The organism is Pedobacter frigiditerrae (genome assembly GCF_004331645.1).
In the GTDB taxonomy this organism is placed as follows: Bacteria; Bacteroidota; Bacteroidia; order Sphingobacteriales; family Sphingobacteriaceae; genus Pedobacter; species Pedobacter frigiditerrae.
In genome coordinates, this window is sequence record NZ_SJSK01000003.1 from 501,225 (window position 1) to 516,954 (window position 15,730).

Consider the following 15,730-nt stretch of genomic DNA (forward strand, 5'->3'; position numbering starts at 1 on the left):
ACTACTGAACTTCCCTATTGTCCAAAACTTTAAAATTCCCCACCTTTGCCCTATGACTAATCCTGAAAAACTAAACGCCATTCGTGAGCAAATGAAAGCCGATGGTGTTGCAGCCTACATTATCCCTTCTGCAGATCCACATATCAGCGAATATTTACCAAGCCACTATAAATGTATTCCATTTGTAACCGGCTTTACTGGTTCTGTGAGTACCGTTGTCATTACCCAAGACTTCGCGGGTTTATGGGCAGATGCCAGGTATTTCGAACAAGCAGAAGAGCAATTAGAAGGAAGCGGCTTTGAGTTAGTTAAACTTAAAGTTCAGCACAGTCCAGAATACATCCAATGGTTAAGCGAAACACTAACACCTGGCGCCACCATCGCGTTCGACGAAAAATTAGTTTCAGTTGCCTTAGGCGAGTTGTTGCATAAACAACTCGCCTATCAGCGCACCCAGTTCAAACACAAAGACTATCTAAGCCCAATTTGGGAGAACAGACCTGCCCTACCAGCTCAACCTGCCTTTTTAATAGCAGATGAACATATCGGTCAGTCGGTAGCGGACAAACTAACTGCAGTTAGAAACGCAATGAAACAACACAATGCCAAATACCATTTAGTTTCTTCGTTAGATGACATGGCTTGGTTGTTCAACATGCGTGGTGCAGATGTGAGCTATAACCCCGTAGTTTTAAGCTTCGCGCTAATTTCAGAAACTGAAGCTACCTTATACATCCAAAGTGATAAATTAACTGCCGATGACAAAGCCAACTTGGCTAAAAGTGGTGTATCGGTTTTAGGATATGATACCATCGCTAAAGACTTACAGTTTTTACCTGCAGAAAGTTCTATTCTAATAGACCCTAGACGTAACTGTTTTGCGCTTTATAAATTAATTCCTACATCGGTTCAAAAGATTTTAGAGACCAACCCATCTACACATTTAAAAGCCGTTAAAAACAATGTCGAGGTAAACAATACCCGCCAAGCGATGATTAAGGATGGTGTAGCCATCACTCAATTCATCAAATGGGTTAAAGAAAATATAGGTCAGGTAGAAATAACTGAAATATCTGCCGCCGCACAATTAAGAGAATTTAGAGCAGCACAAGATGGTTTTATAGGCGAAAGTTTCAATACCATTGCTGCATATAAGGCTCATGGTGCTTTGCCTCATTATGGTGCAACTGAAAAAAGCAATGTTGCCATCGAGGCCGAAGGTTTGTTCTTGGTAGATTCTGGTGGTCAGTATCGTTATGGCACAACAGACATTACTCGCGTAATCCCAATGGGCAACAATACCGAAGAAGAAAAAACAGATTATACCTTGGTGCTAAAAGCGATGATTGAAGGCTGTAAAACTCGTTTCCCTAAAGGCACTTGTGGTTATCAAATAGACGCCATTACTCGCCGACCAATGTGGGATTACGCCCTAAACTATGGTCACGGAACCGGACATGGCGTAGGTTATTTCTTGAACGTTCACGAAGGCCCGCAGGTATTTAACGCAACAGCCACTGCTGTGCCAGTAGAACTAGGAATGATTACTTCTATCGAACCCGGCATTTATCGCCCAGGCAAACACGGTATCCGTATCGAAAACTTGGTATTAACCATCGCCGACCAGACCAATGACTTTAATGAGTTTTATGCTTTCGAATCCTTAACACTGGCGCCTATCGATACCACTTTAGTTAAAAAAGAATTGCTAGAGCAATCGCACATTGCTTGGCTAAACCAATACCATGCTAATGTTTATGCCAAGTTAAGTCCGTTTTTAAACGAAGAAGAAAAAGCATTTTTAGGAATGATGACAAGTCAGTTGTGAGTTGCGGGTTGTGGGTTACAGGACAAGAAGAATAAGGAAGATTTGTCATCCAGAGCGCAGCGAAGGATCTATCTCGTGAATAAAAAAGTTTACCATCTAAGACAGTTCTTTACTTGAACTATCTATGTCCCCCTCTTTGAGGGGGTAAGGGGGAGGAACTTGAAAATTAACCACCTAAGACACCTTAGAAAACCTAAGTTTAGTAAGAACAAAGATTAAAGAGCAAGGAGCAAATAAAAAATTTCCCAGCTAAGACAGCTCAGAAAATCTGAGGTGTCCTTAGGTTTCTTACCTGCCTACCGCAGGCAGGGATGGTAAAACCCTAACGCACTGAACTTTCCGCTTTAGCTCTTTAACTTTAAACTTTTAACTTTCAACTTTTTCCCTCAAACAACCTTTCCTTTCTGCTTTTTTTCCGTTATAAATGAGGTCATTAGCATCGATTAGACAGCTTTTACTATTCTATAACAAACAACCAATAAAATTTGCTGTTATTTAGGTATTGATAACAAAAAATTAGAACCACATGATCATTCAACTAAACGCAGACAAAAGTCTAACCATACACAGCGAATACGAAGCTCAAATTACAGCACAATTAACCAAAGACTTGGATAGATTTACTGGGCATATTACCAGAGTAGAAGTTCACTTATCAGACGAAAACGGAAATAAAAGTGGTATCAACGATAAAAAATGTTTGCTTGAAGCAAGGTTTGAAGGCAAACCACCCATTGTTACCAGCGATTTAGGAAACACTTATGATTTAGCCCTAAAAGGTGCTACAGAAAAACTAAAACACGCTTTAACAACTATTGTAAGTAAATTGAAAGAGAAAGTTTAATCACAACTCACGTCATCTCGACAGTGCGCCCGCCTGTCCGGCAGGCAGGCAGCGACGAGAGATCTATTAGAGACCGATTTATTCGGTCTTTTTTTATTGTTTGTCATCCTGAGCCTGCGAAGCCTGCCTGCCGGATAGGCAGGGATCTAATTTGTCGAACTATTATTCTTAAATATCAAAGACCGTTTTATTAGTCCTTTTTTGTTTTATTCCTTCTTGAACTATGCTGTCCCCCTCTCCGAGAGCCTGCTCCGACCATTCGGAGAGGTAAGCCTGCATGCCGTGCAGGCAAGGGGAAGAATAAGAATATTTGCCTCAATTACTTCTCTTTCCTTTGCACCACTTGCAACGCGCTCGCTCCCATCACATCAGCTTCTTTCTCTAAACCCTTATCGTCATTAACCGCAACATCTTTCAACTGAATAGTTGGCGTAACCCTTCCCTGTTTTTGTTGTACCACCTGCCAAGCTTCGTGAGGTAAATGTTTTTCTTGTCCTTTAGCAATATGGATTTCAGCACCTTGCGCATAAGCATGAGCATCTAACTGTGAAGGTTGCGCAGAATTATAATGAACTTTTACATCATCCATATCATGACCAGAAAGGTTTTCAATACCAGCTTTTAGGTTATCTGGCAAGCTGGTTTTGTTTGGTTTTCTAGGCATAAGGTATGGGTTGAGATACGAGCTTAAGGCTTTTATACGGACTTTTAATTTTCAATACGTAAGTACATATTCAAATCTTTGCTCAATTCTATTTCCATAAAATTGCTCGGCCATTATCATGTCACCTTTTTCGTTGTAGCTATAAATTTTTCTGTAAATCATTATACCTTTAAAAAAATCCGCATTCCAGACAGGCAAAGCATCTGGAAAAAACGTTTTCGAATTAAATTGCATCTCAATCTCTTTCAGTCTTTCCCCTTCATAAATAAACTTTGCTTGCTTGAAGTTGGTATCCAGTTTAGCCTCATAGGTAGAAATCCTTCCCTTATCATCGTAACCATATCGAAAATTGTATTCCTTTTTAGGCGGCATCTCATTTTTATAGCGTTTTTCTACCAACTTACCCTTTTCCCAAGAGTATTGGATGATTCTCATTAGTGTGTTTTCTTTTGGATTTACAAAAAATTCCCTCGTTTCAACTAACCTACCATTTGCATTGTAGTTATACTCCATTCTTTTTTTAGCTACTGAACCAGTAAGCTGGCTTGTCATCTCTACTAAATTCAAGCCTTGATAACGATAATTTCGCTGCAGAGATAGCTTCCCGGCACGATAGTCCCGTCGCTGTAACAATTTCCCTTTGGCATCATAATCAAATATGGCGCTTCCACTTGCAATTGTATCACCTTTACTATTATAATCCATGTTATAAAGCTTCGAGGGAATTCCGACAGAACGATAGGTGGTTTTACTAGTCCATACTGTTTTATCTTTTAAACGTTGCGAACGCCAACTCCAAGTTTTACCATCAGTGCTATTCACATAGGTAGTAATCGATTCTGGCTTATTACCACTAAAACTCTTGGTATAAATTTTACGCCATTGTGCATCAAAACGATTGATAGTAACTGTATCGGCACCATTTTTCAGCATTATTATTTGTTTCAATGCCTTGGTCACGTTATCTTGAGGATAAACCCACGTTGGATCAATTTCTAACAAATTCTCTATATCCTGATAGCTCTGTTGAGCGCTAGCGGTTAAGAAAAGGCTCATTAGTGATGGGATAATGAAGATTCTAAATAATTGTAGCATATAGCAAGATAGGAACTTTTAATGAGCCCAAGTTACTGGTTTAAGCACTCGCAATTGAAATAGCTGTTAATCAAATGCACTAACCCCTCCTTTAACCAATAGTTAATAAAAGCTTCAATCAATATTTTGCCAACTATACATTAACTATACTTCATATATGCATGAGCTATACTTAAACCAGGAAGAAAATATTAGAAGCTATTATCTTTTTTCATTCTAAATATTTAATAATTATTTGATAGTTTCTTTAAAATTAAATATTCATTTAGAGATGCAATTAATTATGTTTTTATTTTTAGATTTATCTAACCTATAATTAATTTTTTTAAATCTAAATTAATTGATATCTCAACTTATCTTATTATCCAATAAAAAAAATTTTATCCTTTTATCAATAAAAAAACAGGATTAAAGAATTAGCATCATCAATTTCCATTTATGACACGAAGGAGTAAACCATTTATTGAAGTAGCTTATTTTTTAAGTCGTTTTGGTATTTCAACGCCACCTGCAAATCTTTTAACAGATTCTTGGAAAGAAGCTTATTATATGTTTTATGAGGCTCTTAATGAAGGCAGAAATATTGAAACATTTGAGCATAGCTTAAAAAATGCGAGAGATTCCTTTGACACTCACTTCCATGAAAATAATAGAGAAGGTTGGAAAGATAAAAATGGAAAACCGATTAAATTAAGTGGATTGAACCTTGAAGTTTTTAATGCATTAAAAGGGGAAGATGAAAATGCAATTTGGGAACGAGTTAAAAAATATAGTCGTTTAGATATAAAAGCATTTAAACAAGAAATAGCAAATGTAACGGCAATTGAAGAATCTGAGAAAGATTTTGCGAATGCAAGAACAGAAGGCGGTGTAAAAGTATATATATCACACAAAATTGAGCGAAATGCTTCTTTAAGAAATGACGCTCTCAAAATACATGGTTATGACTGTGCAGTATGTGGTTTCAATTTTGAAAAGACTTATGGGATTTGGGGAGCGAAATGGGCTGAAGTACATCATTTAACGCCTATGGGTAATAATAAAAAAGTAAAAAGACTCACAGACCCAAAAGTTGATTTGGTAGTATTATGTGCCAACTGCCATAGAATGATACATCGAAAAAAAGGGTTAGCATTAACGGTAATGGAGTTGAAAGCGAAAATATATTCAAACAAACGTTTTTCCTAGCATTAAAATAGCGCATTAGCAAATGCTTTATAATAAACCATCAAATACCAGGACAAATCTAATTTACCAAGCATTGAATATAGAATTTCAAAAAAACATAAAAGACATATATATAGAAAATGGGAATTGGACTATAGTACGTTCTAGTTTTTCAAACCTAGTACAATTAGAGCAACAAATAGCTAAACTACCATATAATGGTTGTGGGCTAAAAAAAGATGAAGCAGTTGAAAACACTCTCTTCCCCCCTTTTCTACAGGTTTTCTATTATTTAATTTATCAGCACAAAAGTATCCCCAACGAAGAATTGTATTTTTCAGAATACCTCAAATGGCTAAATGTTGATCCTAAAACCAATGGTCAATTCGCATATCAAGGAAATATGTATAGTATAGAGGGGTTAAAAGCTAGAGCGCTTAGAGCCTACCCCTCACTTATTAGAGATATTCATTTTTATTATTTCTTATTAGAATCTAAAGAATTTGAAAACGTTAAATACTCAATGCATGCAGATTATTATGAGGGCTTAGATATTCTTGTTACAAGACAAGATGTAACCTACGGTGTCTCAATTCTAATTAATACTAAGAGGGGGGCTGCTTTTAAAAAGTTAAAAGAGCGCCGACATAATTATGAAAATAACATTAAAGAAATTATATTAAAGGTAGATTTCTCAGAGTTGCATAAAAATGGAAATTTCTACTTATTAGATAAAGAGCAACTTAAACGCTTACTTAGCGAAATCGGAACTACAAAAACCTGATTTGTAAGTTGAATTTTATAAACTGCTCTGAACCGTCTTCATATATACTTCCAAAGCCATGTCTGTCAGTGCTCGCGGTTTCTAGCTTTGTATTAGCTAATAAATAATCTTCAAACAGATTTTTCTCTATGATATGGTAACATGCCAATTCTCCATCTGCTTTTACAATAATATATCCTTCTGTTCCATTGTACTTGCCTGTCCACACTTTTGCAGGCATCATTCCTAATGCAATTTCAGACAGAAAACGCTTCAATTTTACTTCGTAAAATTTGTGGCTTAGGCTTTGATCGAAGCCCAGCGGGTTTAAACGTACGAGTTCGGCACATATTAATGCCATTGAAGAAATACCTTTTTCATTAAATATCAACAATGCATGCGCTAGAATCTCTGGCATACATGAATCAATAAGTATCAAATTATTTTTAAACGTGTTATTTTCAAACCCATTTAAAGACAATTGCGCTCCTTTTGACAGTATGGATTTCACTCTATCTCTAACCTTGCTTTTGGTTGCAACAGCATTAATTGCTGTGATATCAGATAAAGTAAATTTATATCCTGTAATCTTATAAATGAAATTCGTAGGATGGGTAGCGTTTAACAAAGTGGATGCACTTCCAAGCTTAGATTTAATACTGAAACCTAGGATTGGTTGGAGGTTTGTTCTAGCATCGTGTATTTGAATAACGATATCAGCCTTAGTGGCAGAATCTGCTTTAATCTGCGTAGCACCCAAAGCGTTTAAAAAATCCTCCGCCATTGGCGCAGTAAATGTACTCTTGCCTGTTTTAATTATTTTGAATAAAGCCTTTGCTTGTGCGTCAAAGGAGCTGATTGGAACCTGTAATGGGCTAGCAGAATTTTTATTTACAATTACGTTAGGTGCTGATAATGTAAAGGTGCTTACTTTCCCCTTTTCATTTCTAATAATTTCTACTACTGGATAGAAATGACTAGCTGTAGTGTTTAAAAAAGCATCCCCAGGTAATAGCTTTTGATCTGCGAGCACTTTAAAAAAGACATATAATTCACTCCATTCTCCTTTGTTACCTGTTTTCATCCTCACAAATCTAAATAATTATCTGACTAAATCTAATACTTAAAGTGTAGTAAAAATATGCCTTAGCAATTACAACTAATTTCTCTAAGTACGGATTGTTAAAGTACAATAAGAAAGATTAAGTCACAATATGGGATAAATAAAAATGGACTAGCCTCAGTAAAAGAAACTCTAAAGTTTAAATTTACGTTCCTTAAAAGGTTTCTAGTTTCTCAAGTATAGCCCTAGCTGTTTCTTGTATTGCCGGTACAGCAACAGAGTTGCCAAACTGCTTGTAAGCCGAGGCATCAGCTACTGGTATTAAATAATTATCAGGAAAACCTTGTAGCCTTGCCCATTCTCTTGGGGTCATTTTACGTATTCCTTCACGATTTACAGTTCCTCTTATATGCGTTGTAGGTGTAAAATCAGTAATTCTATGATCTAGCACAAGGTTTCTTTCTCTTCCCATACCCCCCACTACAATCGCATTACTTATGCCTTCATCAGGAATAATGGCATAACCAAACCCATTTCCTTTATTAGCATGCCTTTCTTTGTGATTTACCAATGTTTGAACATACTGAGTAGATAAAAAGTATTTGGTGGCAGGTACTTCTTCCTCTTTAACCTGTGCAAAAGATACTTTCTTATCCATAGCTTTTGGATATTCAAAACTTTCAATTCCTAAATCTCCTCTGAAACCAACAATATAAATCCTTTCTCTATTCTGAGGTACGCCAAAATCTTTTGCATTTACAATTTGAGGTTCTGGCACGAAATAACCTAAATCTGTTCTTAGCACATTTAAGATCGTAGCTAATGTTTTCCCACCATTATGATTGCGTAGACCCTTTACATTTTCAAGAAAAATAGCTTTTGGTCTTTTTCTCTTAATAATTTCAGCAACATCAAAAAACAAAGTACCTCTCGTATCTTCGAATCCACCGCGTTTTCCGGCTATGGAAAATGCTTGACATGGAAAACCAGCACATAACAAATCAAAGCTATCAGGGATGAAAACCTTTGTTTCTTCTTTAGTTATGTCTCCAAATGGCCTTTCTCCAAAATTTGCTTTGTATGTCCTTTTGGCTTCCCTATCCCACTCGCTTGTGAAAACACACTTCCCTCCTAAATTCTGCATCGCTAGCCTGAATCCTCCAATTCCTGCAAAAAGGTCAATAAATTTAAACTTAGGGGCTTCAACTGGCGGGAATGGCACTTTAAAAGTATCAAATATGCCATATTGAAGAGCTTCTTCAGCAACTAAACTGGAAATATTATCCTCAGGATATTTATACTCTAGAATCTCTTGTGTAAACTTAACTGCATCTTTTTTGTAAAATTGAGAAACACCATTTTTGCTATTATGCAAAAAATGAGTAATAACTGCTTCCTTGTTACTTTCAGCTTCTACAAGTCGTATTTTATATTCTTTTTCAAAAACTTTCTCGAGTGATATCTTCTCTTTTAGTTTCATTTTCTGACCAATGTTAAGGGACTAAAATACTAAAAATATTAGAATTAATACATAAAAAATAAAATTAATAGAAATAAATACTAATAATTCCGGTTATAAGTAACTTATTTATTTTTTACATATCAAATATCTGGTATTTAAAGCTTATTGCAAGGTCATTTTTGGCTAACTTTCTCACTGCGCTAGTAATGAACTTAATAATTTTTCAACAATATAAAGTTGTCAACATAAAAAGCAGTTCATTAATATCTTGAAGGAATACTTCTTCTCATATTACAAACAATACCAACTTCGTTTACATCTAGCTCTTTTTGTTGTAAATGCAAAGCATTCACAAGAAATGGGTTGTGAGTTGTAGAAAGTTTTGTCGATTTTCTCGAAGAACTACTCTCCATAATTCAACTTAAACATCAAACTTTCTCTTCTCATTTACCCAAATTTCTTTATCTTAGTTTAACCATTGCAATGCTAGCAATCCAGCTTGTTCCAAGCAATCATTTCCCTTAATATCAATCCATCAAGTCCAAGTCAAATCCAAGTCAAGTCCAAGTTATATCCAAGTCATATCCAACCTTCCCTTAGTCTTCCCCCAACTGTCCCATAGCTATGCTCCTATTTCTCCATAGTTCTTAGAGATTATAGTACAACTAAGAGAGAAAAGAATAGGGATAGAATGGGTATTGGAGTAAGCCTAAGGATGTGATAAACCCTGTCAACTTTATGCTTATTTGCCTAGCAAATTTAGCTTTATTTGGGTTCCTTTGTTCGACCTTGCTTCGAAGTTCCTTCGAGGTTTGTTCGTAGAAATGGCCCTTTTTACGAAGGATCCTCGAACGATCCTCGAACAATCCTCGAACAAAGGCCCTTTCAAACCGTTCAAATCAGGTCAAAAGCGTTCAAATCAGTTCATCATGTTATGATGGTTCGCGGTAAAGCTTGCTAGACGGTTACAGAAGGAATACTGGATTCAGCAAAAGAAGGGTTTAAAAAAGCGAAATTCATTCAAAATCTGCCCTGCCTTCTCCCACATTCCTCCCAGATTCCTTCGGAGAATTGGCCTTTAAAGCTACGTTTCTCGAACAACACTGGGAGAAGTCTCGAACAACCTACCTATTTAGCTAAATATTTTCGGAAATTCGAGGACATTTTTCAAGCAATTTTTTCGGGTTTCCTTCGGGAATTCATTTAGGTTTCTTCGGGAACTGTTCGGGAAGCGTTCGAGTCTGCTTCGGGAAGGCTTCGGGAAAGCTTCGGGAAACGTTCGGGAAACGTTCGGGACCGACCCGAAGAAAAGACGAAGCGAAGTCGACTACTTCAGCATCCAATTATGATGCAGACACGACCCAGTTTCGATCAAATGGCGGAGAAATGCCGAGGCGCTAGCAGATTAGAAATTCTTATTTTTTGGTTTTTCTTAAACAGATTTGCCGCCCCCTAATCCCATCCCTTCCGCTGTAAAACCTCGATTCAAGCGATCCGCTAGGGAAAAAACCACCATAATCGGCTAAATTAGCATCATCAGTACAGTTTTTCAGGGCTTTTCCCGAAGCAATCCCCTACTTGATCCCTATCTGATCCCTACTTGGTATCTTGTTGGTATAGCTCGTGGTAAGACTGGGACTAGACTGCTATTGAATGAAGAAACACTAAAAATATCTTTCCGATTTCGAGATGCTATCCAATCGAATTGCCTGCCTACCAGACAGGCAGGGGTATGATGCTTAATACCTAAACTCTAACCCCTCAACCCTAACCTATAAACCACTAAACCATATCCCTCTAAACTTAATTCTTAACCCTATTCTGCTCGTCTTCTGCCCCATTGGCATCATGTTTTCGCTGTCCGGAAATAGATTTACCAAATCTGTAGCTTAATGATAAAACTACTGTTCTAGTGTCATTTAAATTAGTCCAATTGGCTTTTGTTTGGCTCAGGTTATTAATGATCCCCGTGTTTTTGAAGGTATATAAAACATCATTGGCTACCAACTTAATGGTAGTGCTAGCAGATAACTTCTTAGACGCTGCTGCATTTATCCTTCCCCTTGCACCCAAATCAAATTGTGCCGATTTTACCCTGCTTTGATAGCCACCATCTAATTGTACATTCCAATCTTTGGGTAATTTAAACTGAAATACCGGTCTAAAGAAGAAATAGGTACCTTTTGTGTCTAACAAACCCGTATAAAAATCACTTACCGAATGAACATTAGAAACGCGCCCACTGATGTTAAAATTAAGCCATTTAGCAAAATCAAATGAGGCATTAAAGGATAATGTTTTTACCGTGGTTTCTCCAATGTTACCGGGCCTGCTGTAATAGATACCGTCCACTATTTCAATGGTTTCACTTACATCGTTTCGTGTTTTGCTGTAACTCAATGTGGTGGTAAACCTACTTTTATAAGTGTGAGACAACTCGATATTATCTGTAAATGATGGTTTTAAAAATGGATTACCGGTATAGTAAGTAAATTTATCTATTGGAGATAAGAATGGATTTAGGTCTTGGTAATAAGGACGATCGATACGGCGACCATAATTGATGCCAAACACATTAACATCTGCTGTATCTAGCTTGTACTGTAAATATACCGTTGGAAATAAGTTGGTATAGCTACGCTTAAAGGTAGAATCTGGCTTTTTTACATTACCCAACTGATGGCCGTTAGAAACCGTATTCTCTAATCGAAGGCCAAGTTGCACTGTTAATTTTTTAAAATCCTTGTTGACATTAAGGTAAACAGCGTTAATGTTTTCCTTATATAAAAAATGGTTTGTTTTATCGTAATCTATAGCGGTTATTCCATTGTTCGAATAGAAATAATTGGCGATGTTATCTGTTTCTGTATAACTGGTTTTTAATCCGGCAGAAAGTTTAACACCGTTTTTAAAAGGATGTTCATAATCGGTTTTAGCAGAGAATATATCAATATTTGCTGGTAGCATTCCTGTTAGTAAATCGCTGTTTTTTAAGGCGCCGCTTGGCAAATAACTACTGTTGTTAAACGCTTGGTTGTTATTGGTGTAATAGTTTAAATAATCTACATCGGCGGTAAGTTCCCTCCCGTTTTTATCTAATTTTTGACGGAAGTTTAGGTTTACACCACTGTTCTTAAACAATTGATCCTGAACATTAAATGCTGCGATGGTTGAATCTAACTGATGCTGCGGATTAGAGAATTGGCTTTTCACATTTGCTGTTCTTTTGCTTGGGTTATAAATGCCAGTTAAATTAATCCCTATGGTACTGTTCTCCGATAGGTAATAATCTGCCCCTATCTTGCTGGTGTAATTTTCTCCTATATTTCGGTTAAAGGAGTTTTGAATGAAATTAGACGTAGCGTTTCCAAAAGCATCTTCGAAATAACGATTGATGGTTAAATTACTATAGCCATTATTGGTGTTAAAACCGAGGTTACCAAACAAGTTAAGTTTATTGTTTCGGTAATTAAAGTTGAAACTATTAACCGTTCTGCCATAACTACCTTGCGAATAGCTCAAATTTACAGCGCCGTTAAACCCCTTTACCTGAGTTCGTTTAGTGCGGATGTTGATTACACCGCCGTTGCCTGCAGCATCGTATTTGGCTGGCGGATTGGTCATCAATTCTATTTGATCTATACTAGCAGAGGATAGGGAACGCAGGTAACTTTCTAAATCGGCACCAGACAAATAAGTAGGTTTATCATCTATAAAAATGGTAACACCTAAGCCTTTTAAACTTATTGCACCATTTTGATCTACAATTACACCTGGTGCTTTCTCTAATACCTCTAGTGCCGTGCTACCTGCATTACTAATCAAAGCTTCAGGATTTACCACCATGCGATCTACCTTCTGCTGTACAAACGGACGCTGTGCCGTAACGGTAACCTGGTTTAATGTGGTTTGTGCAGCTTGTAGTGTAATGGACCCGATATTTTTATCCTGATTTAATACAAAAGCACTTCCCTTATAGGTCTCAAAGCCCATCAGCATTACCGTTAACTTGTAATTTCCCGTTGCTATATTTTGAAACTGATAAAGTCCATTTGCATCAGCTATGGCAGTTTTAAGCAAGGCTGAATCTGTAGCTTTAAACAAGTATAGTGTTGCGCCATCTATAGGTTTCCCATCAGCAGAATTTACCTTGCCAGTAAGGGTTAAGTTAGTTTGTGCTAAAGTAAAAATTGAGGTAAAGGATATCCAGGCGACCATCAAAGTCGCAAAAAATAGTTTCATGATATTAATTTTCTTGGTTTGGTTTAAGGTGTGTTAATTGGTGGTTGTGTTGGTATTAAAATTATAATAAACGGTAGTGCCTTGTTGTATGTTTTGGATGTTCTTATCCTTAAATGCCTTAAAAGCTTGATCAGGAATCTTTTTGCCATTTACAATCAACGCTGTGGCGGTTAATTTATATGATTTAACGGTACTTACCAATCCATCTTTTAAAATAGCTTCCAAAATTTGTCCAGATAAGTCTCGTTGATTATCAATTTTCATATTTACTGGAATGTTTACATTTATAGGGATTGATACATGGGCATCATAAACCTCTTTATAAGGTTGATATTCATTTTTAACTGACCCATATTTTTTCAGGGAATCTGCTTGATAATCCAGTTTTGCGCCAAGGTAATCTAACCGTTGTTGAATGGCATCCATGGTTGGTAAACTTGTTTTTAAACTTTGTAGGGAATCTACCAAAGCGGTGTATTTCTGTTGCTGACCCAATGGTACAGGTAAACCATTAACTTGAACCGAAAAAACACGTTTATTCTTCATGTTAACTTGGTATAACGTACCATCTTGTTTCAATAAACGTGTTTTCACATCGCCATTGGCAATCATTACAGAAGTCTGGTTACCAATTTCACTAGGCTTGTAAATCTTGTATTTGGTGGTATCAATCACGTTAATATTTGCAGTAATGGGTGCGGTAATGTTTTGCTGTAAGTTCAGTATTGCTGTCTTTTCTTCTTGTTCGGTTTTGGTTACTGACTCATGACTAGTCTTATTGACGTTTTTAGCAACCTGATGAACGATTTTTGTTATTTTATCGACATTTGAAAAGGCAACTGTTGCAAAGCCAGCTGCAACCAAACAGATAGAAAGCAATGATTTTTCCATCATGTTTAAGGATTGATTATTTTTATAAAGCATCCGTTTTACCCTACCTAAAAGATGGTTTTTACTGCCACTTAAAGCCATGGCATAGTTCGGCGAAGACAGGTTATATTCTTGACAAGCAATTAAAGCCTCTATATAATCAGATTTACTACTGGTTTGGGCCACCACCATTTCATCACAGCAATGCTCACGCTCAGTCCTTATTAATTTGGCCAGCCAAAGCACTGCCGGATTAAAGAAAAAGATCACTTCTATTAAACTTACCATTAAATTAACCAAGTAATCTTTGCGACTAATATGTGCCAATTCATGCACCAAAATAGCTTCGATAGCAGCTGGTGGCAAGGCAATAAGCATACCTACCGGGATAAGGATTAGTGGTTTTAAATGACCAATAACCATTGGAACTTTTACCATTGCCGATTCTGCAATACGAACGGTTTGTTTAATCCCCATTTTGGTAGTTAGTGCCTTTAATTTATGTTGCAAATTTACTTCTACTATTAAAACAGCTTTATCTCGTAGTTCATTTAATCCACGCAGTCCGGCCAATAATTGTAGCGTTTTTATCAATACGAATACGAACCATATCAAAACGATTGTATTTAAATGCGTATTTACAAATCCAAGAATTTGATTTTCACTTACGCTCACATCAACACTTGGTAAAAAGGGTGTTTTAGTAACTATTACTGTACGTTCTCCATCATTTGCTGTTAATTTTAGTAGTTTTTCATTCTCCAGCTGACTAGAAAAAGTGAAAATAATTGTACAGCAAAAAACAACTAAGCCTGATACCAATAGGTTATAACGAGACACAGAACTCGACTTACGGGTAAAAGTGATCACTAAGCCAGCAAAAGCAGCTAACAATAAACCTTGCCATAAAGAATGTATCAAGGTATTGCCTATAGCTTTGATGATTTCGTCTGGTATGTTAGCAAATGAGAAGTCCATGTGGTTTTAATTAGCGGATTATTGTTCTTCGATTGATTTTAATAATTTCTTGATTTCTTCTAATTCTTCTGGAGAGGTTTTTTTGTTGCCCAGTAATTGCATCATCAATTTACTAGCCGAACCCCTGTACATTGAGTCTACAAATTTATCAAGCAAGTGTGCCTTGGTTTCTTGCTCCTCCTCTACCACGGCGTAAACATGTTTCATTTTACTTTCATCGCGTTTTAGCATTCCCTTGTCGACCATGATTTGCATGAATTTTAAAGTAGTGGTGTAATTTACTTCCTTCTGCTTAAGCAATTCATCGTTAACGGCACGAACGGTTGTTGGTCCGATTTCCCACAATACCTGTAAAATTTCTAGTTCAGATTTGGTAGGTTCTATTGGTTTGTTTTGCTGTTTCATATTCATCTTCAAATCAAAGGTAGGAATTATTTCGTACCATACAAATTTATTTAGGAATTTTTTCGTACCTTTTGTTTAAATAGCTTTAAATGTAGATTTGTCATTCAGAGCGAAGCGAAGAATCTATAATTGATAAGCCTAAATAGCCCCCTCTATTAACTCTACATCAGCTATTGAAAATCGAAGAAACATTTGTTTTTTTAAGATTATCGGCTAGTTTCGGTCGACGAGACATAGAAAAGACGTTAAATTTTTATACGTCCTGCTTTCTTGAACTATGCTGTCCCCCTTTGGAGGGGGTTGGGGGAAGATGATGAGATTCCGTGTGGTTGGTGTTATCATCAATCCA

The 15,730-nt window shown here is 36.6% G+C and carries 11 protein-coding genes; 4 read left to right on the forward strand and 7 right to left on the reverse strand.

All coding sequences use genetic code 11. The annotated features are described in order from the left end of the window. The first annotated feature begins 52 nt into the window (after positions 1–52). Positions 53–1,828 (forward strand): aminopeptidase P family protein, encoded by a 1,776-nt coding sequence (locus tag EZ428_RS13760; RefSeq protein ID WP_131553744.1) that lies wholly within the window; start codon positions 53–55, stop codon positions 1,826–1,828. Between the two features lie 526 nt (positions 1,829–2,354). Next, positions 2,355–2,672, forward strand: coding sequence for an HPF/RaiA family ribosome-associated protein (locus EZ428_RS13765; RefSeq protein WP_131553745.1), 318 nt, complete (start codon positions 2,355–2,357; stop codon positions 2,670–2,672). Positions 2,673–2,991: 319 nt separating this feature from the next. On the opposite strand, the gene EZ428_RS13770 is transcribed toward EZ428_RS13765, so the two are convergent. Together EZ428_RS13770 and EZ428_RS13775 are read right to left on the reverse strand one after the other, a co-directional pair. Further along, a complete protein-coding gene (locus EZ428_RS13770; RefSeq protein ID WP_131553746.1) occupies positions 2,992–3,336 on the reverse strand; it encodes an eCIS core domain-containing protein in 345 nt (114 codons plus the stop codon). A gap of 51 nt (positions 3,337–3,387) precedes the next feature. Continuing rightward, positions 3,388–4,431 (reverse strand): hypothetical protein, encoded by a 1,044-nt coding sequence (locus tag EZ428_RS13775; RefSeq protein WP_131553747.1) that lies wholly within the window; start codon positions 4,429–4,431, stop codon positions 3,388–3,390. A gap of 438 nt (positions 4,432–4,869) precedes the next feature. Here EZ428_RS13775 and EZ428_RS13780 point away from each other — a divergent pair, with 438 nt between their 5' ends. Together EZ428_RS13780 and EZ428_RS13785 are read left to right on the forward strand one after the other, a co-directional pair. After that, positions 4,870–5,619 (forward strand): HNH endonuclease, encoded by a 750-nt coding sequence (locus EZ428_RS13780; RefSeq protein ID WP_131553748.1) that lies wholly within the window; start codon positions 4,870–4,872, stop codon positions 5,617–5,619. A 73-nt stretch (positions 5,620–5,692) separates the two neighbouring features. After that, positions 5,693–6,382, forward strand: a complete 690-nt coding sequence (locus EZ428_RS13785) for a hypothetical protein (protein WP_131553749.1) — start codon at positions 5,693–5,695, stop codon at positions 6,380–6,382. Here the strand turns inward: EZ428_RS13785 and EZ428_RS13790 are convergent. From EZ428_RS13790 to EZ428_RS13810, 5 genes are all read right to left on the reverse strand, one after another. Further along, positions 6,369–7,445 (reverse strand): HpaII family restriction endonuclease, encoded by a 1,077-nt coding sequence (locus EZ428_RS13790; RefSeq protein WP_131553750.1) that lies wholly within the window; start codon positions 7,443–7,445, stop codon positions 6,369–6,371. The two genes, EZ428_RS13785 and EZ428_RS13790, sit on opposite strands and share 14 nt — an antisense overlap. A 193-nt stretch (positions 7,446–7,638) precedes the next feature. Further along, positions 7,639–8,904 (reverse strand): DNA cytosine methyltransferase, encoded by a 1,266-nt coding sequence (locus EZ428_RS13795; protein WP_131553751.1) that lies wholly within the window; start codon positions 8,902–8,904, stop codon positions 7,639–7,641. A gap of 1,785 nt (positions 8,905–10,689) precedes the next feature. Continuing rightward, positions 10,690–13,128: an outer membrane beta-barrel protein gene (locus EZ428_RS13800; RefSeq protein ID WP_131553752.1), complete on the reverse strand. Its 2,439-nt coding sequence runs from the start codon at positions 13,126–13,128 to the stop codon at positions 10,690–10,692. Positions 13,129–13,161: 33 nt separating this feature from the next. Next, complete coding sequence (locus EZ428_RS13805) at positions 13,162–14,976, reverse strand: M56 family metallopeptidase (RefSeq protein ID WP_131553753.1); 1,815 nt, start codon at positions 14,974–14,976, stop codon at positions 13,162–13,164. Between the two features lie 18 nt (positions 14,977–14,994). Next, positions 14,995–15,381, reverse strand: coding sequence for a BlaI/MecI/CopY family transcriptional regulator (locus EZ428_RS13810; RefSeq protein ID WP_225871064.1), 387 nt, complete (start codon positions 15,379–15,381; stop codon positions 14,995–14,997). Positions 15,382–15,730 lie beyond the last annotated feature (349 nt).